This window comes from Paenibacillus sp. LK1 (assembly GCF_002750415.1).
GTDB lineage: Bacteria > Bacillota > Bacilli > Paenibacillales > Paenibacillaceae > Paenibacillus > Paenibacillus taichungensis.
Genome location: NZ_PEII01000007.1, coordinates 33,371 through 55,927, shown reverse-complemented (window position 1 = coordinate 55,927; position 22,557 = coordinate 33,371). Strand labels below are relative to the sequence as shown.

Sequence of the window (22,557 nt, the reverse complement as noted above, 5' to 3'; positions counted from 1 at the left end):
TGCACAACAAAAAAACCGTGACTTTAAAGCCACGGTTTTGAACCAAATATAGAAGAATCAGGACTGTGAAGCAGAAACAGTTTTGAGTGCGGAAGCAAAAGGGAAATACTCCTTAGCATTGTTGTAGGCAATGCCCTGTACGATCTGTCCAAGCAGCTCCATATCATGCGGTACCTCGCCCTGTTCGGCCCATTCACCGATGAGGTTGCAGACCAGACGGCGGAAATACTCATGTCTTGTGTACGAGAGGAAACTGCGGGAATCGGTCAGCATGCCGACAAAACGGCTGATTAGACCGACATTCGCCAGCGCCTTCATTTGAGCAAGCATACCGTCCTTCGTATCATTGAACCACCAGGCTGCGCCAAGCTGAATTTTGCCTGGAATGCCGCCGCCCTGGAAACTGCCGATAATCGCTGCAAGCACTTCATTATCCCGAGGGTTTAGGGAATACAGGATTGTTTTCGGTAACGCCTTCTCCTGATCAAGTGCATCTAGCAGGCCGATGATTGCTGAAGAAAGTGGCGTATCATTCACCGCATCATATCCGGTATCCGGGCCAAGCTGTGCGAACATCCGACTATTATTGTTGCGGGCAGCATTAATATGGAATTGCATCACCCAACCCCGATCTGCGTACAGTTTACCGAGGAAAGTCAACGTTACCGTCTTGTACTTGTCCTCTTCCTCACGACTGACCTTCTGCCCAGAGAGAGCTTTGGCAAATATAGCCGCTGCTTCCTCCCGTGTAGCCGCACCAAAAGGTACATAATCAAGTGCATGGTCAGACACCCGGCCTCCTACGGAGTGGAAGAACTCTACCCGTGATTCCAGAGCGGAGAGGAATGAGTCATAATCGGAAATCTCCGTACCGGCTGCCTGCGACAACTTGCCTACCCATTCCGAGAAGGTGTCACGGTTCAATTCCAATCCTTTATCTGGACGGAATGAAGGCAATACTGCGGCATCGAATCCTTCAATCTCCTGAATCTTCAGGTGATATTCTAAAGAATCACATGGATCATCCGTCGTGCATACCACGGTAACATTGGATTTGGTAATAAGATCACGTGCACCGAATCCGTCACTGTTCAGCTTGGCATTTACTTTTTCCCAGATGGCCGGGGCGCTCGTCTCATTCAACACTTCATAGACACCGAAATAACGCTGTAATTCCAGATGGGACCACGCGTACAGCGGGTTACCAATCATCATCGGTACGGTTTTGGCATACGCCAGAAAACGATCGTAATCGGTTACGCCCTCTCCACCCGTAATGTATTGCTCCTCAATTCCGTTTGCGCGCATCAGCCGCCACTTGTAGTGATCACCGTATAACCAAGCCTCTGTAATATTGCCAAAGGTTTTATTCTCGTAGATCTCCTGTGGACTCAGGTGGCAGTGATAGTCAATAATCGGCATGTCCTTCGCATAGTCCTCATATAACTTGATCGCTGTTTCATTGTGCAGCAAAAATTGTTCATCCAGAAAAGACTTCATTCGCCTCGCACGCTCCCTTTAGGTGAGTTTACGTTCATATGGGTTTACTTCCCAATCTTTACGCTACACTGTTTGCTCACAAAGTTCAATATAAAATGATAGCGTTATCACAAAAGGTTGATTTAGGCATATTTACTGGAACAAGGTATACTGGTTTTAATCTAATTGATGCTGATCTGAAGATGATAGAAGGAGATGAAATGGATGAAAATTACATTTCTCGGTACAGGGGACATGTTCAGTGTAGAGCAACACCACAACAGTATGCTGGCCGAATTCGGCGATACACATCTGGTGATTGATTTTCCGGAATCCAACGCAAAAGCATTAAAAGAATTCGGCTATCCAATGACGGATATTCACAATGTGTATATCACCCATCTGCATGAAGATCATATTAACGGAGTACAGATGCTCGGATATTATTCACAGATTGTGGGCGACCGCAAGCCACGCCTGTTTATCCACGAAGAACTGGTTGATCCGTTATGGAATATTTTATCCCCAGGCATGCGTTATACAACCGATGGGGAGCGTACGATGAGCGACTATTATGATATTGTACCTTTACCGGATGGAGGCACATTTGAGCTGGGGGGCGTAACATTTGAGACTTTTCGAACACAACACGTGCCGGGCATGGTCAGCAACGGCCTTCTTGCAAAGCCCTACTTCTACTATAGCGCAGACAGCACGCTCGATCAGGAACGGGTAGAGCAGGCCGCCACAGACGTACAGCTCATTTTCCACGAATGTCATATGCATGATCTGGTGATCAAATCACACACCTCGCTGAAGGATCTGCAACAACTGCCTGCCGAAGTGAGACAGAAGACCGTGCTCATGCATTATCATGATGAATACGCGGATGCGGATAAACGGACACATTTCAACCAAGAACATGATCTAAGAATGGTGGGCACGCTGGAGTCGTTTGAACTGGATAATGCGTAAATAGAGAGTATTGGATAGGTACCGTAATTGTTCTGTATTCTAATGGAGGTAAGTGCTATGGAGTATCGATTTGAACAAGGTTACTTTTTGATATATTCTTCTGCAAGAAGCACAAGTAGTGGAGACATCATGGTTGTTAAATTATTGGACAGACCCTTTAAAGATAGATTTGAATTTCTTGTCAACAGCAAAAACTATGAATGTACTACACACACTGAATACTTAAACTTTGAGCCTACTTCTCATCATAAACCTGAAAAGCCTGGAGCATTTTCACTGGAACGAAGTGAGTTCAATCGAATGTGGGATACAATGAATCAGTATTTTGAAAGTACATGATTAATGTTTAGTTACCTGAACAGGCAGTACCTGCTCAACTTCCTAACTTGGAACTGGTGGGTGCTGCCTTTTTTTATTCTTCTTTCTACCATGACTTTATATATATATTCTTTTGCCCTCGGAGACGGCTCAGCCTGCATAAAAATAATCTTCTGTTCGCTGATCATTCGGCCCATAGGATATTTTTTATATACATATCTGTATAACTATGGCTTATATTGTTGTCAATCTCTGCCTTTAGCCTCTAACGAACATGAGAAGCCTTATCCGAGTTAAATTCGAGGTTTCGATATTCTAACGAATCTCAGACACTCTAGTCTAATGGTGTTGCTCCAATTGGGACTATTTTAATCGTTTTCATGAATAATAAAGTTACTGAGATTCGTTAGAATTCCCGTAACGCTAATTTAGTGGAAATAAGGTGCGCTGAGTTCGTTAGGATGGAGCTTTAGTCGTACTTGAGAAAATGCAAACCACCTGAACATATGAGCCTGTTCAGGTGGTTTAACGATCTGTATACTGTTTTTCATATTTATCTGTACGTTTCTGCAGTTAACTGTCGATATTTCATTCTATTACTCAGCGTCTATACGATCCTCACCCTGATCCGGGAGAACCCACACGGAGACGCCCCCACCACATACATGGAAAGTGGCCCAACCGTCTTTCTCAATAGTAATGCTATCCTCACAGCTGTGCGTCAGATCGGTCCAGACTTCGCCAGCACGGTGTTCACCAACAAACATTCTTTTCTCACCATCATCACCATTCGAGATAACTACTGCACAACCGGAGCCTTCGATTTCGTCCACCCCGCGGCGTACCCACCCAATCGTGTTCGCGTGATCGAAGTAATCCTCTTGCTCTCCATAAGCTTTGTCGTAACGGGCTGACATCAGAATGTCCAGAATGTCCTTCTTACCCTCAACAGGTTCGGGACCTCCAATGCCGTAATAATCACCGTAAAAGACAACCGGGTAACCGTCACGACGCAGCAGCGTCAGCGCATAGGCGCTCGGCTTGAACCAATCGCCAACCCAGGATTCCAGCGCTTCATGCGGCTGGGAATCATGATTATCGACAAACGTTACGGCATGCGTTGGATGTGTCTGCACCAGGGTGTCATCAAAAATCTTGGAAAGATCGAAATCCCGCCCAGCCAGAGAGGCTTCATGAAGTTTGTAATGCAGGGACACATCGAACAGATCAATCTGATAGTCCACCGTATCCAGAAATTCACGGCATGCATCGAGATTGGAGTTCCAGAACTCGCCCACAATGTAGAAATCCTGCCCCCGTTTGCGGATCATCTCAGCAGCGAATTCCTTGATGAATTCGTGGTTGATATGCTTGATCGCATCCAGTCGAAAACCGCTGCATTGCAGCGTATCGATGAGCCATTTTCCCCATTGGAGCATTTCCTGCCGGACATCCGGGTGATTGTAATCGATATTGGCGAACATCAGGTAATCATAGTTGCCGAACTCATCGTCGACATTTTGATTCCAGTTCTTGTTCTCCCCTGCAATGCGGAACACACCGCTCCGTTCTTCCTTGGCATCAAAGTCTGTACCGTTGAAGTGTTCGGCGTTCCATTTGAAAGAGGAGTATTGATCCCCGCGACCCGGAAATGTGAATTTGGTCCAACCCTCAATCTCGAACGGTTTGGAGATTTCCTTCAATCGATCATTGGGATCGACCTCAATTACCTTGAAGACTTCCGTCTCATCCGCACCCGCCTTATGGTTCATCACCAAATCCACATAGACGGCAACACCATTCTTCTGGCACTCGGCAATCGCATCCACCAGTTCCTGCTTGGTACCGTATTTGGTGCGCACGCTGCCTTTCTGGTCAAATTCGCCCAGATCGTACAGGTCATATACGCCGTAACCGGTATCCTCAGGAGATACGGCTTTGGTCACCGGAGGCACCCACACGGAGTCAATGCCTTTGGCTTTCAGTTCTGGCGCCATTTCGGCCAATCGTTTCCAGTGGTTTCCGTCTGCGGCCAGGTGCCATTCAAAAAACTGCATCATCGTATGATTTCTCTTCATTCCCAACCGACCTCCTTGATTGCTTTCGAAGCGGACCACGGCACGCATCTGTATCGTCCTTGTTCGTTCGTATGCTATCCAAGTAATACCCTTTTCGGCCTATCCTTCAATCATGCACAGAAAAGAAAGCTGAAAAGTCTACGATCGATCTTTTAGCTATAAATCGTTATTTGGGTGAAATCCGTGTGTAGTCTTGCCATTCCTCGGGTAGCAATGATCGATACGGTTCCTCGGTGAAACGATCGTCAACCAGCACCAGTACGCCCTTGTCCTCTTCCGTACGTATCAGCCTTCCACCTGCCTGCAATACCTTGTTCATACCGGGGAAAACATAGGCATAATTGAATCCGTTGCGCCCTGTCCGACTATAATAATCGCGGAGTACGTTGTTCTCCAGACCAATCTGGGGAAGTCCGGCCCCGACCACCACAACTCCATTCAGACGATCACCCGGCAGATCCACACCTTCGGAAAATACACCGCCCATAACGGCAAATACCAACCGTGTTCGTTCAGGATGTGGCTGGAACGCGTTCAGGAACGCCTCCCGTTCCTCTTCACTCATGCCCTGCTCCTGCATCACGACTTCTGCCTCGCCAGGCTGTTCCATATACGTGCCATGTACTTCGCGCATATAAGGATAGGATGGGAAAAAGACGAGCAGGTTGCTATGCGGCCACTCGGCAACCAATTGGCGCAGCATATTGGCAATAGGCTGTCTGGATCTTTCACGATCCCGGTAGCGAATCGATAATGGCAGCAATCTCACATCCAGCTGCTCCCGCTGGAAAGGCGAAGCAATACGCAGGGTATAATCCTCTTCCTCCGCACCTAGCATATCCCGGTAATATCCAAGAGGTGACAATGTCGCAGAGAAATGAATGGTAGAACGGAACCCTTTGGCAGTCTGGCGCAGCAGCACAGATGGATCCAGGCAGAACAGCTTCACTCGCACTTCACTTCGTACACATTCCGCATAGGTAATGAAGCGTTCATCGTAGAGCTTGGCAATACGCAGGAAATTCTGTGCGGTGAAATAGGCTGCCAGCAGCAATTCATCCGTCTCGGCATTTCCCGAACCGCCTTCAACAAGGCATTGCTCCGCAACCATGACAAAAGGTTCCAGCAGTTCAATCAGTTCCTCCGGCGCCTCCTGTTGCAGCAATTTGCCCTCATCTCCACCGTTTTTGCGGAGCGTAATCAGGTATTTGTCTATGTCGCCCGTTCGATCCGCAATAGCTTTGGCGGCGGTCACACTGCTGCCCAGCGTTTGGAATTCCCTTTTGACATCCAAAAAGACGGCCTTCTCCAACTCTGCCGAAAACATCATCCGTCCCCGATCGACCAGATTATGTGCCTCATCGACCAATAATACCGTCTTGCGCTTCTGCTCCTCCAACATGCGTTTGAGCGAGATACGCGGATCGAAAATATAGTTATAGTCGCAGATCACCGCATCGGCTGCATACGCAGCATCCAGTGAAAATTCAAACGGACATACCCGATGCTTACGTGCGTACTGTTCAATAACCGGGCGTGTCATTAACGTCTCATGTTCCAGCATATCCAGCACAGCTCCGTTAATACGGTCATAATATCCTTCACACATGCCACACTGTCCCGTATCACAGGCTTCCTCTTCCTTGAAACAGATCTTGTCCTTCGCGGTCAGACTGATCACATGCATCTTCAATCCTTCCGCCTGCATCCGGGCAAAAGCCTCTTCTGCCGCCACTCGCGTCGTCGTTCTTGCGGTCAGATAGAACAATCGTTTGGCTTCTCCTTCACCAATGGCCTTGACCGTGGGAAACAGTACGGACATCGTTTTGCCAATACCTGTTGGCGCTTTCGCCATCAGACCCTGTCCCTCGCGAATTGTCTTGTATACGGCTCCTGCCAGCTTGCGCTGTCCCTCCCTGTATTTGCGAAAAGGAAAAGGCAGCTCTCGCACGCTTATATCGCGCTTCTCTTCGTACGCCACAATCATCTCTGCATATGGTGCGTAACCAGCGACCAACTCTGCTGCAAACTGTTCCAGCTCCTGCCGTTCCAGCATCCGCCGAAACCGTCTTTCCTCATTATTCACGGTGTGCACGTATGTAAGCTGTACCTGCATACGGGGTTCATCATGCTGAACGGCGTACATATAGGCATACATCATGGCTTGCGCCCAGTGTACTGGGGCCCCATCGCCCAGATCGTCCAGGTTGCCCGCAGTTGATTTGATCTCATCCACCGTCAGCTGACCATCCAGACGAATCAGTCCGTCACATCGTCCCTCCACCACGTAGGTCAAGTCTCCATGCTGCAGTTCCACTTCGAGAACCACTTCTTTCAAATCCTCTTCTGTGTAATCCTTCTGCACCCGCTGGTGTATCCGAGTTCCCTCCTGCATCGATGCATTGGTGCGGAACCCTGGACGTATGCTGCCACTGCGGTACACATATTCCACCAAAGGCCTGACTGATATTCGAATTGCGGTTGTCATGCGATCACCCGTTCTGTTTGTAGTGACTATACTTTATCACGAAAAGCAGTGCTCAAACCAGCCAATCAGCGGATTGGACTCGTCCCTTCCCATATGCTATGTTGAAGTGGAATGTACTTAAATGAGGAGGCATCTTCTATGTATATCTATTTGGTTCCTTCACCAATGCCGGATGCACTTGCTGCATATCCACATCTGGCGTTGCGCAGTGAGGAACAAGTTCGTTTAGCTATTGAATCGACAGAACGTCTGATGAACATCGAGTCCGATGACAACGTAGCGGCGTATGAAGCCTTCGATGCCGCAGGCTCCTGGACAGGCGGCGGTTATGCCGTTCTCAACAATATACCCGTAACCGAAGATGGACGGAATGACTTTGAGGAACGTTTCAAGAACCGTGCACGCAAAGTGGAAGACGAACCCGGCTTTGTCGGCATTCGTGTGCTTCGTCCTTTAAAGGACGATACGTATGTCGTACTTACACTTTGGCAGTCCGAAGATCATTTCAAAAACTGGCAACAGTCTCAAGCCTATAACCATGCTCACCGCAACCGCAGTACGAGTGAAGGGCTAACCGCACAGAAGCCCACCATGTTTCCAAGACCTTCATTCGTCACGACCTTCACTATAGAGTAAACGAACGGGAGCAAACCGGATGTTATGCTCCAGGACCTGTATGCAAGTCTACAGATATACTGTGATTACATTTTGGGTAAGCATCATTTAATTAAGTTCACTTTAAAATGCAACCCCTTCCGCCTCTTCCTCAATGGAAGGGGCTTTTTGTATATGTGAGGTCATGAATGACCCCAAGCGCCTCTCTCCTTTTTCCAATAATTGAAAGAAATGAGCAACCAAGAAGTTCGGTGCTTTTGACACGACATACCATGAGATAGCATAATACTTGTTAAATGAAACTTCGGAAAGGAAGGAAGGCGGTAACTTGTCACGCAATTCACTCACCCGGTTTCTAAGCGGACCGTTTATAGTGTTCACCGTTATTATGATGATCAAAAGCTCTCTGGCCTGGATTGTGATCTTCGATGACATCCCCGTCTGGAAACCGCTGCTGACAGAGTTACCGCTGATCTGGATCTGCTTCTGTCTGATTGAGTGGTTTGCAGCCAAGCGTCGGATGTGGCTCTATCTAGGGCTAAATCTGGTGCTATCGGGCATCTTCTTCGCAGCGATCATGTATTACAAATATTATGGGGTCATTGTTAATTATCACGCACTCGCACAGGTTAATCAGGTAACCTCGGTCAAGAGCAGCATGTTCTCTTTGCTCGATCCGTATTATTTGTTTATTTTTGCAGATATTCTGGTTATCGTGGGGATTCTGATTCGTCGGCGGATCAAGCTCGGCGGGACTGAACGTCCAGGCAGAGTGCCGCTTGAACGAAGGGTCAGAAGACGGATTGCCTCAGTCATTCTGATTCTATCGATGATGCTGTGCATGCTCAACATATACCCCAATCGGGCGAGTATGAGCGAGATTACACAGGCGGAGCAGATGGGTATTCTTGGTTACGAAGCGTACACCATCCTGGCTGATCGGCCTGACAAACCCGTGCCCCTCGATCAAATCGATCAGAATCATATCGACGAGATTAAACAAACGACAGCACTGCCCGCTGTTGTGAAGGAGGGTGCAGCCAAAGGACGCAACGTCATTGTCCTCCAGCTCGAATCATTCCAGAACTTCCTGATCGGATTGCAGGTGGACGGACAAGAAGTTACCCCAAATTTGAATAAGTTGGCGGGACAAAGCCTGTATTTCCCGAACTTTTATCAGCAAGTCGGACAGGGAAATACGTCGGATGCCGAGTTTGTGGTAAATACATCGTTTTACACGCCGCCCAACGGGGCTGCAACTACCGTCTATGCCAATAAGGAATTGCCAAGTCTGCCCAGGCTAATGTCCGCGAACGGTTATCAGACAGCCACATTCCATACGAATGATGTGCACTTCTGGAATCGGGATCAGTTATACAAGGCGCTTGGATTCGACCAGTATTATGACATAAATTATTTCGGAACAGAGGATTCCATCGCCTTCTCGGCATCGGATGAAGTGCTGTACAGCAAGACACTGGATAAACTCGAGGCCATGCAGGCATCAGGGTCACCTTTCTATGCACAAATCATATCCATGTCTGCACACCATCCTTACCATTTGCCAGAATATAAGAAAAGTCTGACGTTGCCGGAACGCTACGTTAATACGTTGCCTGGGGATTATCTTGTTTCCCAGCATTATGCCGATCAGGCGGTTGGACAATTTATTGAGGGACTTAAGGAACGTGGACTATGGGAAAATAGCCTGCTGGTCATTTACGGTGATCATCTGGGTCTGCCTATATACTCGCTGAATCGGACTGATGAGAAGCTGATGCAGGAAATCTACGGTCGGGAGTACACGTCTGCGGACATGATCAATATTCCACTTATCGTCACGGCTCCTGGCATCACGCCGGCAGCTCAGCTGGAAAAGATCGGAGGACAGGTGGATATTCTGCCAACGATCGCCGGGTTGACCGGTTCCTCTCTCCAGAACCAACTGTATTTCGGGCAGGATTTGCTGCGTGAGGGAAATAATCTGCTGCCAGAGCGCTATTATCTGCCCTCCGGTTCCGTACTGAACGATGCTTCACTGTTCGTTCCTGAGACGGGGTACGGTGATGGTACTCATTACTCTCTTGCGGATGCCGGGAGACAGGATGTCGTTTCGGCAGAGCCTGATCAGGAGAAGGCGACGATTCCGGACAGTCTAGAGGATGAACCGGCCGTGCCCGCATCTGCCATACCAACCGAAGAGGGCTCGACCTCTTCCGAATTTATTACGAAAGAACAGTACGAACGGGCTTTGGATCTTCTCCACTTATCCAACAGTTATCTGAGTCAGTTACCGAATCGAAATGCAGTGAAATGATACAACATGCACAATGAAATTATCTTTCACTTTTAATTCATGATGAAAAAGACAAGAGCCCATGAAAGGTCTGAAATGACCTGATTCATGGGCTCTTTCCATTCCTTTTAACCTCTATATCTAACACCTTTCTCCCCAACTTTCTAACAAAAAGACACCTATAACCACCCGAATCATCCATTGCCAACAAATTCCCCTCTTTAGCGAAGACACCTGGACGTTCCTGTTCCTTGAGCAGCGGTTTACAATGAAAGCGTATTATTCCTTGTTGAAGGAGGAGAATTATGAAATTCGATCTGAACTTTGTACCCTTCAGCCGCAGAGAGTCGTTCCTTGCCGTCTCTCTTCTGCCTGAAGGCAAGAATAGACAGCAGGGCCTCTACCTACGAACTGTGCGGGGTGGGGATGATAAATTTGGCGAGGCGTTCCGTATCGAACTGTTGGATCAGCAGAATCAGACGATTCCATTCACGACAGAAGCTTCTCCAGAAACTGTCCAGCTGAATTCACCAGAGCCCGCAATCTTTGCGGAAATCTGTATTTCGGATAGTCGCACGGTCCGATTCCGTTCGGAAGGGTGCGGGATCAGATTGACCTTTATCCCGTCAACTTATGATTATGCGTATGAGGTGAATAAGAACAGCTGGGAAGTAAATAGCTTCACCCATGAATGCCGCTTCATGCTGACTGGAATTGTAGGTGACATGAAGCTGGAAGTGCCGTGGGATAAAATCAAGAGCTCACGCGTAATCGCAGAGTTCAATCCGGATACAGACACGAATACAGCTGAGTTTGCCGTTGAGGAGTTCCGCACAGTATGGGAGCCTCGCCCACAATGGGAGTCCTTTGATGATGACGTAGAAGCGGTTCGGACTGAATTCAGCCACTGGCTGGACAGCAGTCTTGCGATCCCTGATCGCTGGCAGGATGCGCGGGAGCTTGCGGCTTACATTACTTGGTCCTGCCTCGTTCCGGCGGAGGGTTGTCTGACGCGTCCAGCTATGTATATGTCAAAGAACTGGATGACAAATATATGGAGCTGGGACCACTGTTTCAATGCGATGGCGCTTGTTCGCCATGATCCAAAGCTTGCGTGGGACCAGTTCATGATCTTTTTTGATCGGCAAGATGAGAGTGGATTAATCCCTGACTTTGTGAACGATAAATATGAGCTGTGGAACTGCAACAAACCTCCTATTCATGGATGGACACTGGCTTGGATGATGCAACGTACGGATTATATCCGCGAGGCGCAGCTTCGCGAAGTGTACGGCCCATTGTCCAAGTGGACGAAATGGTGGTTCCGGTATCGTGATGATGATGGTGATGGGATTCCCCAATATAACCACGGTAATGATTCCGGTTGGGATAACAGCACCGCATTTAATCATGGAATTCCTGTAGAAAGTCCAGATTTGGCTGCCTTTCTGATTATCCAGACAGAGCTTCTGGCTGAAATTGCTGGATTGCTTGGGCTTACCACGGAATCTTCTGAATGGAGAAAACTGGCGGATGATACGCTGGAGAAGATGATCAGCCACTTCTGGAAAGAGGATAGATTTATCTCCTTACGCTCAGGTACACATGAACCTTCAGCTGGAGACAGTCTGCTGTTATTCATTCCGATTCTACTGGGCAAACGCCTGCCTGAACCCATCAGAGATCTTCTTCTGGAAGGGCTCAGGGAGGAGAATCGCTTCCTGACGGAAAATGGTTGGGCAACCGAGAGCATAAGCAGCCCTTACTATATACCAGACGGGTACTGGCGTGGACCGATCTGGGCTCCATCAACCATGCTGCTCGTGGAGGGCGTAGCTGCTGCCGGTGACCTGGAGCTGGCTCGAGAAGTATCCCGCCGCTTCTGCAATATGCTTAGCCGGAGTGGTATGGCGGAGAACTTCGATGCGCTGACTGGTGAAGGCCTACGTGACAGGGCATTCACATGGACATCGAGTGTGTTCCTGGTTCTGGGGCACGAGTACACAATCTAAAACCAATATTGCACGTCCCTGGCTGCTGTTTTAAACAGCTTTCCGGGGAGGTGCTTTTCCCGTTTCCTCAAAAAAATTTATTTGCAAACAACAAATTGAAAGCGTTACCATTAGATGATTAGATTCTTCTATAGGCTACCTGTCCATGCTAGAATGCAGGTAGATGTAGTTATAGCGAGAGGGGAAACCGTTTATGAACATCCAATGGATCAGGCAGCTTAATAAACGCATTTTCTCTGGTTCCTACCGCAGTATACGGACCAAGCTGCTCTTCTGTTTTCTCATCGTGACTCTGATTCCGTTGCTCTCGCTTGGTGCGTTGTCCTATTACCAATCCGCCAAAATCATTAATTCCCAGTTTGGCAAATATGGTGAAAATGCTGTAGCGCAGTTGGAACAACAAACGAGCTCATCTTTAGGCCGAATGAAACAAATGAGTGAAACGATCTACTCGTATTTGCTTGATCCCGCCCATACAGATCTAAGGAACCAGGCACCTGTAAGCTATAGCGAAATCATTGAGAAGAATGACTTTGAAGCACTACTGAAATCGCTGTGGACGGACCAAACTGCAGGAATCTATATCATTACGCCCTCAGGCTATTATTATGGAGAGAACAATTTGGACGTTGCCAAGCTGAGAAATATGCCAGAATGGAAGACAAAACCTGCTTCTTATAAAGGACTATACTGGCTAGGCTTTTATATGCAAAATCACGCAATGAGCAGCTCGGACGATTCGAATCTTCCCGTTCTTGGGCTCGCTGTTCCGATTCATAATTCCAACGGAACGCAAAACGGCAGCACCATACTCATAGAGGAGAATGCGCAGGAACTGATCCATATGTTCAAGCTGTTTGAGACAGATACGAAGTCGCATCTGACCATTAAAGCTTCGGACGGAAGAATTATATATGAAAGCGCACCCAATTTCACGAAGAAGGATAGTGATATTACATGGATTCGGACGCTTGCCGTGAACCAGTGGACCATAGAAGCGAGATTACCTGCCAAAGCCTTCTACCTGTCCTCAGGCATTATTCGGTCGAATACCATTGTCGTGGCCGTTATTTCATGTCTGCTTGCCTTTGGATTCGCCTATCTGTTCTCGTCGAGGTTTACAGCTCGTATTCGCACGCTAAAGGATTCGATGCAGAAAGTCAGCTTCGGTAAGTTGGATACACGAATGCCGATCGAAGGCAGAGATGAGCTAGGTAGCCTTGATATGAGTTTTAACCGGATGGTAAGTGGCGTTCAATCGCTTGTACAAGAAGTGGAACAGAGCGAAAGACTCAAGAAGGAAGCAGAACTGAAGGCTTTCCATTATCAGATTAACCCCCACCTGCTGTTCAATACGTTGAACTCCATTCAGTGGAAGGCCCGTCTGGAAGGGGCTGATGATATCCGTCAGATGTTATATCACTTAACGATGGTGCTGGAAGGAAATCTGGATATATCGCAGGAACTGATCACGGTGGGCAGAGAACTACGCATGATTGAGCATTTCCTGAAAATTCAGGAGATCAGGTACGGAAATGTGTTCAGCTATGAGCTGAATTGCGAGGACTCACTGAAGCAGTATCTGATCCCGCGTATGACTCTACAACCGCTGTTTGAAAATATATTTTTCCACGGCTTCACGGATGGAATAGGTGTAATCAAGCTCGATGTCACCGTGGAAAAAAATGAACTTCTGCTGACTCTCCGGGATAATGGAGCAGGTATGACAGAAGAAAAACGGGAGCGTTTGCTTGTTCCAGATCAGAAACGTCGTGGTCGCGGAGGATTAGGCGTCCAGAACGCAGACCAGAAATTCAAACTGCATTTCGGCTCGCAGTACGGACTTACAGTATTTTCGACTAAGGGTGAAGGTACAGCGATTGTCATTCATTGGCCCAAAGAGGAGGAGCGTCCGGATGGATACAGCAAAGAGAATTAAGGTGCTGATTGCAGATGATGAGAGCATTGTACGGAAAGGCCTACGTTCGACCGTAGCTTGGGAGAAATTTGGAATGGAAGTTATAGCTGACGCGCCCAATGGACAAAAAGCCTGGGAAGCCTTTCTGGAGCATCGGCCTGAAATTGTAATAACTGATATTGTAATGCCAGAGATGGATGGCATCGAGCTGTCTCGCAAGATAAAGGAGACGGCGGCGAAGACCAAAATAATTCTGCTCAGTTGTCACCGCGACTTTGAATACGCACAGCAGGGAATTCAACTTGGGGCATCCGGATATCTTTTAAAGACCGCTTTTGAGGACGAAGAACTTGAAGACATGTTAAAGAAGTTCCAGCATGAACTATCTGTCTCCGCTCCCCCCTCTCTAAAAGATGAAGAACGTATGGAAACACTGCTCTTTGCATGGCTGAACGGACATAGCTGTAAATTTCCAGAGGAGCTGGAGAAGCTGCATGGCGGTCAATCTCATGTTAATGGTCAGCCGTTGTTGATATATCTGATTCGAACGGCAGAATGCGGAGCATCTTGGACCGAGCTGCTACAAGAAGCTGAGAAAAATGACCGCAGCATGCGCGAGGGTACGATCATTCCTTATGGAGAAGAATACTACTATTGGATCGTTCCTGATACGCTGCGAGGGTCTGCAGACAGCCTGCTGGTAGAGAGTAAGAGCAAATGCAGTCAGTTGAAGTGGACTCGTAAAGAATCCTTGGTCCACAGCGATGATCTGAAGCAGGCTTTCCAAAACCTTCATAAAGAAGCTGAGCTAGAGAAGCTGTATGGGATATCCGTAAATCATTGGCCAGATCCGATCTGGAAAGCCGTGAATCTACTGTATGCTAATCCCGCAGCTGACTGGTCAGCCAGCGAACTGGCGGAAGAGGTTGGACTGAGCCGCAGTCATTTCTCTATTCTCTTTAAGAAGGCTGTCGGTGATAGCTTCATTGCCTTCCAATATAAACGGAAACTGCGCCTTGCTTATGGTTTATTGCGGGATACACATCTAACTATGCAGGAAATTGCGGAGCGAACAGGACTAGGAGATAGCAAATATTTTAGCAAATGGTTCAAACGCTGTACGGGTCAGACACCGAGTCATTACCGTTCCCAACAAAAAGACGAAGGGTCCCGAACAGATTGACACCTGCTTCAATAATTCGAACAAAATCACAACAACATTCGAATAGATACACGTTTTGAACCGCTTTCATTCGCGTTACGATGAAAGCGGTTCAATTATTATAAACCTCACTGACAGGGAGCTGACAATATGAAAAAAAGAATTTCACACATTGTCCTTGCAACGACGCTGATGGTATCTATACTGTCTGCATGCAGCGGTAACGCTGGAACAGCCAATCCGGAGAACGGCGGTTCGGATCAGACGAAGACGCTTCGTTTTGCAACCTGGGATACGGGAGACGCGCTCAAAATTGAGCAGGATATCGCCAAGAAGTTTGAAGCAGAACATCCCGGTACTAAGGTGCAGGTTGAGGCCTATGCGGACGGATTTGACCAGAAGCTTGCCGCAGGCTTTGGAGCGGGCAACCCGCCAGACGTCATGTACATGTGGGACTTCCCTACTTACCATCAATCTCTTGAACCACTGGATAGCTTCGCAGAAAAAGATAAAGACCTGAAGATAGATGATTTTTACAAAGGATTGTTCAACTACGGAAAAATTGACGATAAGCTATACGGCATTCCCGCAGGCTTCACGACTCGTGTCGTCTATTATAACAAAAAGCTCTTTGATGCTGCGGGTGTCCCTTATCCTAAAGACGGATGGGAATGGAGCGATTTCCAGGATATCGCTAAAAAGCTGACGGATCCATCTAAGAAGCAGTACGGTTTCGGTGCACGTGCCGAGAATGATACGTATGACTTGCAGGGCTTTGTCTGGAGCAACGGTGGCTCCTTTATTTCCCCGGATGGTAGAACCATCGAAGGCTACATGAACAGTAAAGAAACCGCTGAAGCTATCCAAATGTTTGGTGATATGGTGAAGGACGGCACTGCCGTGCTCACAGGTGGTAAAGGCCAGCAAAGCGGTGATGATATCTTTAAAGGCGGTAAGATCGCCATGTGGGAAAGCGGAATCTGGCCGCTCGAATCATTCAAACAAGCGGGAGTTGATGTAGGTACGGTCGAAATTCCGGCTTTTCCAGGCAAACCGGTTAAAGGTGTACTTGCAGAATCTGCCCTGTCTATTGCCAAAGACTCCAAGAACAAAGATCTGGCATGGGAATTCGTTAAATTTTATGTTTCTAATGAATCGATCAAAATGCGTGTTGCTGACCTGCCAGTACGACAAAGTGTTGTAAACGAACTCAAGAAGGATCAAGATCCGCTCTACAAACCTTATTACACCATGCTTGAGCGTTCGGACAATACACCTGCATTTCTACTCAATCCGAAGTGGAATGAAGTGAACCGACAGCTGTCGGCTGCAGTGGAAGCAGTTATGCACGGCAGCAATGCCCAAGAAGCGCTGAATCAGGCGGTTAAGGACAGCGAACGATATTTGAAATAACACTTGTAGAAAGAAGGTTAGGAGATGGCTCAGACCTACCTGCAGAATACATCAGAACCGACAGCTACCCTTAAGGCCTTGAAAAAACGTAGATGGGGTGGGCTTGCACCCTACCTCTTTATCTTCCCTTGGATATTTGGATTTGTTTTCTTCACTTTAGGCCCCCTGCTGTTCTCATTGGTCATTTCATTTTTTGATTGGCCAATCGTCGGTAAGGTAACTTTTATCGGGCTAGACAACTATGTAGAGATGTTTTCGAATGATCCACTTTTTTGGAAATCTTTATTTGTCACACTGAAATTTGCAGCCCTCTTCGTTCCGCTCAATATTATAGTCGCACTCGGACTTGCCATGCTGCTCAACCAAAGGGTTAAAGGAAGCGCCATTTTCCGTACGGCATTTTATCTCCCCTCTGTAATTTCAGGTGTTGCGCTTGCTATGATCTGGTCCTGGGTATACAGCGGAGACTATGGAATTCTGAACTACTTCTTGTCTGTCCTGGGCATTCAGGGACCCGATTGGCTGAATGATACAAACTGGTCGCTTGTTGCAATGGTCGTTGCCAGCCTCTGGGGACAAGGATCGATGATGCTTATTTTCCTAGCTGGACTTAAAGGCATTCCTAAGGACTTGTACGAATCGGCATCAATCGACGGAGCAGGTAAAATCCGAAAGTTCTTGAGTGTAACCATTCCGATGATTACGCCAACAATTCTATTCAATCTCATCACATCAATTATTGCAGCATTTCAGCAGTTAACTCTCGCCCTGCTACTTACGGGAGGCGGGCCAATGAAATCAACCTATTTCTATGCGATGTACATGTATGAGAACGCTTTCAAATACTTTAAGATGGGTTACTCTGCCGCCAACGCCTGGTTTATGTTTCTGATCGTGCTTACCTTGACATTTCTGGTATTCAAATCTTCGGAAGCCTGGGTGTTCTATGAAGGTGAAATGAAAAAGCAGCCGCAGAAGAAACTTAAGGCCAGTACAAGGGGGCGGTCCTGATGAAAAAAATAGTTGCATACACGTTGCTGATTGGGTTCTCACTGCTGTTCATCGCCCCACTGTTCTGGGCGGTAACCACGGCACTGAAATCACCGCAGGAGCTCTATCTGTTTCCTCCCAAATGGATTCCATCCGTCTGGAAATTCAGTAACTTCGCAGAAGCATGGAACATCCAGCCCTTTAATTTATTTTTGAAAAACACGCTGATCGTTACGGTTTTATCCACCCTGGGTCAGCTGATATCCTGTACGCTCGTCGCTTACGGCTTCGCCAGATTCCAGTTCAAGGGTCGTGATTTCCTGTTTCTTGTCGTTCTGGCTACCATGATGATCCCTTGGGAAGTAACGATGATTCCGCAGTATATGGAGTTTAACTATTTGGGTTGGATTAACACACTCAAACCGCTGATTATTCCATCGTGGTTCGGCTCTGCCTATTATATCTTTTTGTTGCGGCAGTTCATTATGACCCTCCCTCGGGAGCTGGATGAAGCAGCGACAATTGACGGCGCTAGTAAAATGACGATTCTACTGCGAATCATCGTACCGCTAATGGGACCTTCGCTGATCCTGGTCTCCGTATTCCAGTTCATGAGTTGTTGGAATGACTATCTGGGGCCTCTCATTTTCCTAAATGATCAGACGAAATATACGTTAACGCTAGGCCTATCTCAATTTAAGGGCATGTACGGTGTTGATATGCAATCCATCATGGCCATCACCTGCTTAATTTCGATTCCGCCACTTGCGATTTTCTTCTTCGCCCAGCGTTACATTGTCGGCGGAATTGCCACGACAGGTATTAAAGGATAGGACACACAGATAGAGGAAAGGAATGACGATCATGACTGTTATGAACATTGAGCGCGACTGGGATAACCTCAGCGTGCTGGAGAGAAACCGTGCGAAGAGTCGCTCCTATTTTATTCCTCATTCCAATAAAGAAAGTGCTCTGAGCTATGACAGAGGAAGCTCTCCATGGTTCAAATCGCTGAACGGTATTTGGAAGTTCCAATTTGCTGAGGGGCCAGATCTGGCCACCCCGGATTTTTATCAAAATGAATATGACACCTCAGGTTGGGATGATATTCGTGTCCCTGGCCACTGGCAGTTGCAAGGCTACGGAAATCCGCATTACACGGATCTCGAGTACCCAATCCCTGTTGATCCTCCTCATGTACCTAATGATAATCCAACGGGCAGCTATATAAGGGAATTTACGCTGCCAGACCATTGGGACGGAAGAGTTGTTTCACTTAAGTTCGACGGTGTAGATAGCGCCTTTCATGTATGGCTGAATGGTTCATTTGTCGGCTACAGCCAAGGCAGCCGCCTGACATCAGAGTTCGATCTGACCCCTTTCCTTCGGGCGGAAGTTAACCGATTGGCGGTCCGGGTATACCAGTGGTCTGACGGTAGTTATTTGGAGGACCAGGATATGTGGTGGATGAGTGGCATTTTCCGGGATGTCTATCTGGTTTCCGAGCCTTCAGCATCCCGTATTACAGATTATCGAATTGTAACGGAGCTAGATACAGAGTTTACCAATGCGGTACTGTCGGTCCGCTTAGATCTGGATGGAGAAGAAGTTCAGGGCAAGGTACAGTTGCAACTGCTGAATAACGTTGGCGAGCAGATCCTGTCTGCTGAGAAGAATCTAAACCATCCTGCAAGTGTCGAGTTCAATCTGCCTGTGGCGAAGCCTTTTTTATGGAATGCTGAAGTTCCTTATTTATATCATCTGATCATTTCAGTGGTTGATTCGAAGAATCAGGTTATAGAAACGATTGCCCAGCGAGTTGGGTTCCGCCGTGTGGAAGTCAAGGATGGACAGTTCTTGGTGAATGGAGTACCGATCCTTCTCAAAGGAGTAAACCGGCATGACCACCATCCAGATACGGGACGAACCGTCACGGTAACCACCATGTTCGAAGATATTCAAATGATGAAGCAGCACAATATCAATGCGGTGCGGACAGCACATTATCCGAACGACCCGCGGTTCTATGATCTGTGTGATGAGTATGGGTTATACGTTATGGAAGAGACGGACCTGGAGACGCACGGCTTTGAGCCGCTGGGTAATATTTCACGGCTTAGCGATGACCCCGCTTGGAAGGATGCTTATGTTGACCGCATCCGCCGTATGGTGGAGCGCGACAAGAATCACCCTTCCGTGATTTTCTGGTCACTTGGCAATGAATCGGGCTTCGGCTGCAATTTCCGTGCGATGTCTGAGTGGTGCAAAGCCAATGATTCCACACGTCTTATCCATTATGAAGAAGACCGTGAAGCGGAAGTATGTGATGTGGTGAGCACGATGTATTCTTCGGTGGAGAAAATGGAAGGATTCGGCCAGCTAACCGATCATCCGAAACCGCATATTCTATGCGAATTTGCCCATGCGATGGGTAATGGACCCGGAGGGTTACGGACGTATTTTGACACCTTTGATGCTTATCGGCGTCTTCAAGGCGGCTTTGTCTGGGAATGGATCGATCATGGGCTTAGCAGAAAATCAATCGATGGCAAGGCTGACTACGCTTACGGTGGAGATTACGGGGATGTACCGAATAACAGTAATTTTGTTATTGACGGACTGGTTCGCCCAGACCGCACCCCCTCTCCGGGACTCATTGAATATAAGAAAATCATCGAACCTGTACGGGTCGAAATGATAGACGCAGGAAAGATTCGCGTAACGAACCGGTATGACTTTGTGACATTAGATCATCTGCAGATTCACTACAGCGTCACGGCTGATGGAAGAACCATAAACAGTGGTGCACTCGTACTTCCTCAGATTGGTCCGGGTGATAGCGCAAACGTATTGATTCCACATTTGAATTTAACAGATCAACAGTCGATTCATCTTGAGCCGGGTACGGAGATGTGGCTGAATGTCGGATTTACGCTGGCAGCAGACTGCGCTTGGGCGGAACAGGGGCATGAGGTGGCTTGGGCGCAGTTTGCACTGCCGAATCATTCCACCTCAGCCGTATCTCCCTCATCCCTGCTGTCTGTAGAGCAGAAGTTGTCAGTTTCCGAAGAAGGGAGAGAGCTAATCCTTACGAATGACAGTTTCCGTATTTCTTTTAATCGTCTACGTGCAGGGTTCACCTCACTTCACCTGAACGGAAAGGAACTCATTCAACATGGACCACGACTGAATTTCTGGCGTGCTCCCATTGATAACGATATGTATGTGCTCCCGGATTGGCGCAAGGCACACCTCGATCGACTGACCGAGCGAATAGATCACTTCCGCTGGAATCGATTGACTGAAACATCTGTGCGTATGACTTGGACTTCACGCATAGCACCTCCTGTCTACGATTGGGGCTTCCGCTGTGAAACGTCCTATACGGTTACTGCAGGCGGACTAATCATTATAGATGTGAAGGGAATGCCGGAAGGAACACCACCTGCTATGCTCCCGAAAATCGGTCTTCAGATGAAAGTTCCCGGTGATATAGATCGCGTGAAATGGTATGGCCGTGGGCCGGGAGAGAGCTATTCGGATAGCCGGGAGGCCGGACGCTTCGGCGTATATCAGAGCAGTGTAGATGGATTGTTCACGTCGTATATTTATCCCCAAGAGAATGGAAATCGGACAGATGTAAGATGGGTTTCGATTGCCGATGGAGCAGGAATCGGTCTGCTGGCGGCAGGAGCGCCAACGCTTGATTTCAGTGCTAGACGTTACACGGATGGTGATCTGGAGAAGGCGCAGCATATGAGCGATTTGGCACCTCGTGATTTCATTACTCTGAATCTGGATTACCGACAGAACGGACTGGGAAGTAATAGCTGCGGCCCAGCACAGTCGCCTGAGAATACAGTTAAACCGGAAGCGTTCCGGTTCCGCATCTTGCTTCAGGCGTATATGGCGGAGGATAGCTCTCCTGAAAGGCTGAGCCGCCGAATGAGTACAGAAGCGATGCAATATGAAATGGAGGAAGATAAAGATGCTTAATACACAGGACGTTTTGAATTTATCTGGCAAGGTAGCCGTCGTTACTGGTGGGGCATCAGGCATTGGGCTGGCCACCGCTGAGCTTCTGGCGAGCTTCGGGGCACATGCTGTCTTGATTGATATTAATGAGGCTGCGGGTAACGAGGCAGTCGCCAGTATCCGTGAACAGGGAGGTCAGGCCAGCTTTTACTGCTGCAACGTGACCTCTGCCGCAGATTGTGAACGCACAGCTTCAGAGATCAAATCGACTCTTGGAGGAATTCATGTCCTGTTCAATAACGCAGGGGTTATTCGCCGCAAAACGGTTACCGAGTTGGATGAAAGAGACTGGGATCTTGTACTAGATGTCTCACTCAAAGGTGTCTTTCTCCTTTCTAAATATGTAATTCCCATTATGGAGTCTAGCGGCGGAGGCAGCATCATTAACACAGGCTCAGGTTGGGGACTGAAAGGTGGAGACCGCGCAGCAGCTTATTGCGCAGCAAAGGCAGGCGTTGTCAATCTGACACGTGCCATGGCTATCGACCATGGAGCGGCGAACATTCGAGTCAACTGTGTATCACCAGGGGATACGGATACACCTCTCCTGCGTGACGAAGCGAAGCAGCTGCAGCAGGATGAGTCAGCATTTCTGGTTGCCTCTGCAGGAGGCAGACCGCTGGAGCGTCTAGGTACACCGCGTGATATCGCGAATGCCGTATTGTTCCTAGCGAGTGATTTATCCTCATGGGTAACAGGCAGTGTTCTCGTTGTTGACGGAGGCGGAATCGCTTAGGACGATAAGAATTACATTTTCCCAACATATGAACGGAGGCGT

At 47.9% G+C, this 22,557-nt stretch carries 15 protein-coding genes; 12 read left to right on the top strand and 3 right to left on the bottom strand.

Annotation, left to right across the window (positions count from 1 at the left end; genetic code table 11):
* Positions 1-57 precede the first annotated feature (57 nt).
* Positions 58-1,500 carry a glucuronate isomerase gene (uxaC, locus tag CS562_RS16585; RefSeq protein WP_099857303.1) on the bottom strand — a complete coding sequence of 481 codons (1,443 nt, stop codon included), beginning with the start codon at positions 1,498-1,500 and terminating at the stop codon, positions 58-60.
* Between the two features lie 204 nt (positions 1,501-1,704).
* Between uxaC and CS562_RS16580 the strand changes: the two genes are divergently transcribed.
* Positions 1,705-2,454, top strand: a complete 750-nt coding sequence (locus CS562_RS16580; protein ID WP_180287159.1) for an MBL fold metallo-hydrolase — start codon at positions 1,705-1,707, stop codon at positions 2,452-2,454.
* A 57-nt stretch (positions 2,455-2,511) separates the two neighbouring features.
* On the top strand, positions 2,512-2,793 hold the full coding sequence (locus CS562_RS16575; RefSeq protein WP_076287447.1) for a hypothetical protein: 282 nt from the start codon (positions 2,512-2,514) through the stop codon (positions 2,791-2,793).
* Between the two features lie 575 nt (positions 2,794-3,368).
* Here CS562_RS16575 and CS562_RS16570 read toward each other — a convergent pair.
* Positions 3,369-4,850, bottom strand: a complete 1,482-nt coding sequence (locus tag CS562_RS16570; protein WP_099857299.1) for an alpha-amylase — start codon at positions 4,848-4,850, stop codon at positions 3,369-3,371.
* 166 nt (positions 4,851-5,016) lie between these two features.
* Positions 5,017-7,338: a helicase C-terminal domain-containing protein gene (locus tag CS562_RS16565; protein ID WP_099857297.1), complete on the bottom strand. Its 2,322-nt coding sequence runs from the start codon at positions 7,336-7,338 to the stop codon at positions 5,017-5,019.
* Between the two features lie 138 nt (positions 7,339-7,476).
* On the opposite strand from CS562_RS16565, the gene CS562_RS33725 reads away from it, so the two are divergent.
* The 10 genes from CS562_RS33725 to CS562_RS16515 all read left to right on the top strand — a co-directional run bounded on the left by CS562_RS33725 (position 7,477) and on the right by CS562_RS16515 (position 22,515).
* The gene (locus tag CS562_RS33725) at positions 7,477-7,974 is read left to right on the top strand and encodes an antibiotic biosynthesis monooxygenase family protein (protein ID WP_099857295.1); all 498 of its coding nucleotides are present in this window, start codon (positions 7,477-7,479) and stop codon (positions 7,972-7,974) included.
* Between the two features lie 367 nt (positions 7,975-8,341).
* Positions 8,342-10,270, top strand: coding sequence for an LTA synthase family protein (locus tag CS562_RS16555; RefSeq protein WP_099857685.1), 1,929 nt, complete (start codon positions 8,342-8,344; stop codon positions 10,268-10,270).
* 284 nt (positions 10,271-10,554) lie between these two features.
* Positions 10,555-12,261, top strand: a complete 1,707-nt coding sequence (locus CS562_RS16550; RefSeq protein ID WP_099857293.1) for an amylo-alpha-1,6-glucosidase — start codon at positions 10,555-10,557, stop codon at positions 12,259-12,261.
* A gap of 193 nt (positions 12,262-12,454) precedes the next feature.
* Positions 12,455-14,200 (top strand): sensor histidine kinase, encoded by a 1,746-nt coding sequence (locus tag CS562_RS16545; RefSeq protein ID WP_099857291.1) that lies wholly within the window; start codon positions 12,455-12,457, stop codon positions 14,198-14,200.
* A complete protein-coding gene (locus CS562_RS16540) occupies positions 14,178-15,362 on the top strand; it encodes a response regulator transcription factor (RefSeq protein WP_099857289.1) in 1,185 nt (394 codons plus the stop codon). Before CS562_RS16545 ends, CS562_RS16540 begins: the two co-directional genes overlap by 23 nt.
* Positions 15,363-15,491: 129 nt before the next feature.
* Entirely contained in the window at positions 15,492-16,754 is a 1,263-nt protein-coding gene (locus tag CS562_RS16535; protein WP_099857287.1) for an ABC transporter substrate-binding protein, read from the top strand.
* Positions 16,755-16,778: 24 nt separating this feature from the next.
* Entirely contained in the window at positions 16,779-17,765 is a 987-nt protein-coding gene (locus CS562_RS16530) for a carbohydrate ABC transporter permease (RefSeq protein ID WP_063567326.1), read from the top strand.
* On the top strand, positions 17,765-18,577 hold the full coding sequence (locus CS562_RS16525; protein ID WP_076287438.1) for a carbohydrate ABC transporter permease: 813 nt from the start codon (positions 17,765-17,767) through the stop codon (positions 18,575-18,577). Before CS562_RS16530 ends, CS562_RS16525 begins: the two co-directional genes overlap by 1 nt.
* Positions 18,578-18,608: 31 nt before the next feature.
* Positions 18,609-21,740 carry a beta-galactosidase, LacZ type gene (gene lacZ / locus CS562_RS16520; protein WP_099857683.1) on the top strand — a complete coding sequence of 1,044 codons (3,132 nt, stop codon included), beginning with the start codon at positions 18,609-18,611 and terminating at the stop codon, positions 21,738-21,740.
* A complete protein-coding gene (locus CS562_RS16515) occupies positions 21,733-22,515 on the top strand; it encodes an SDR family NAD(P)-dependent oxidoreductase (RefSeq protein ID WP_099857285.1) in 783 nt (260 codons plus the stop codon). Before lacZ ends, CS562_RS16515 begins: the two co-directional genes overlap by 8 nt.
* The last annotated feature ends 42 nt before the right edge of the window (positions 22,516-22,557 follow it).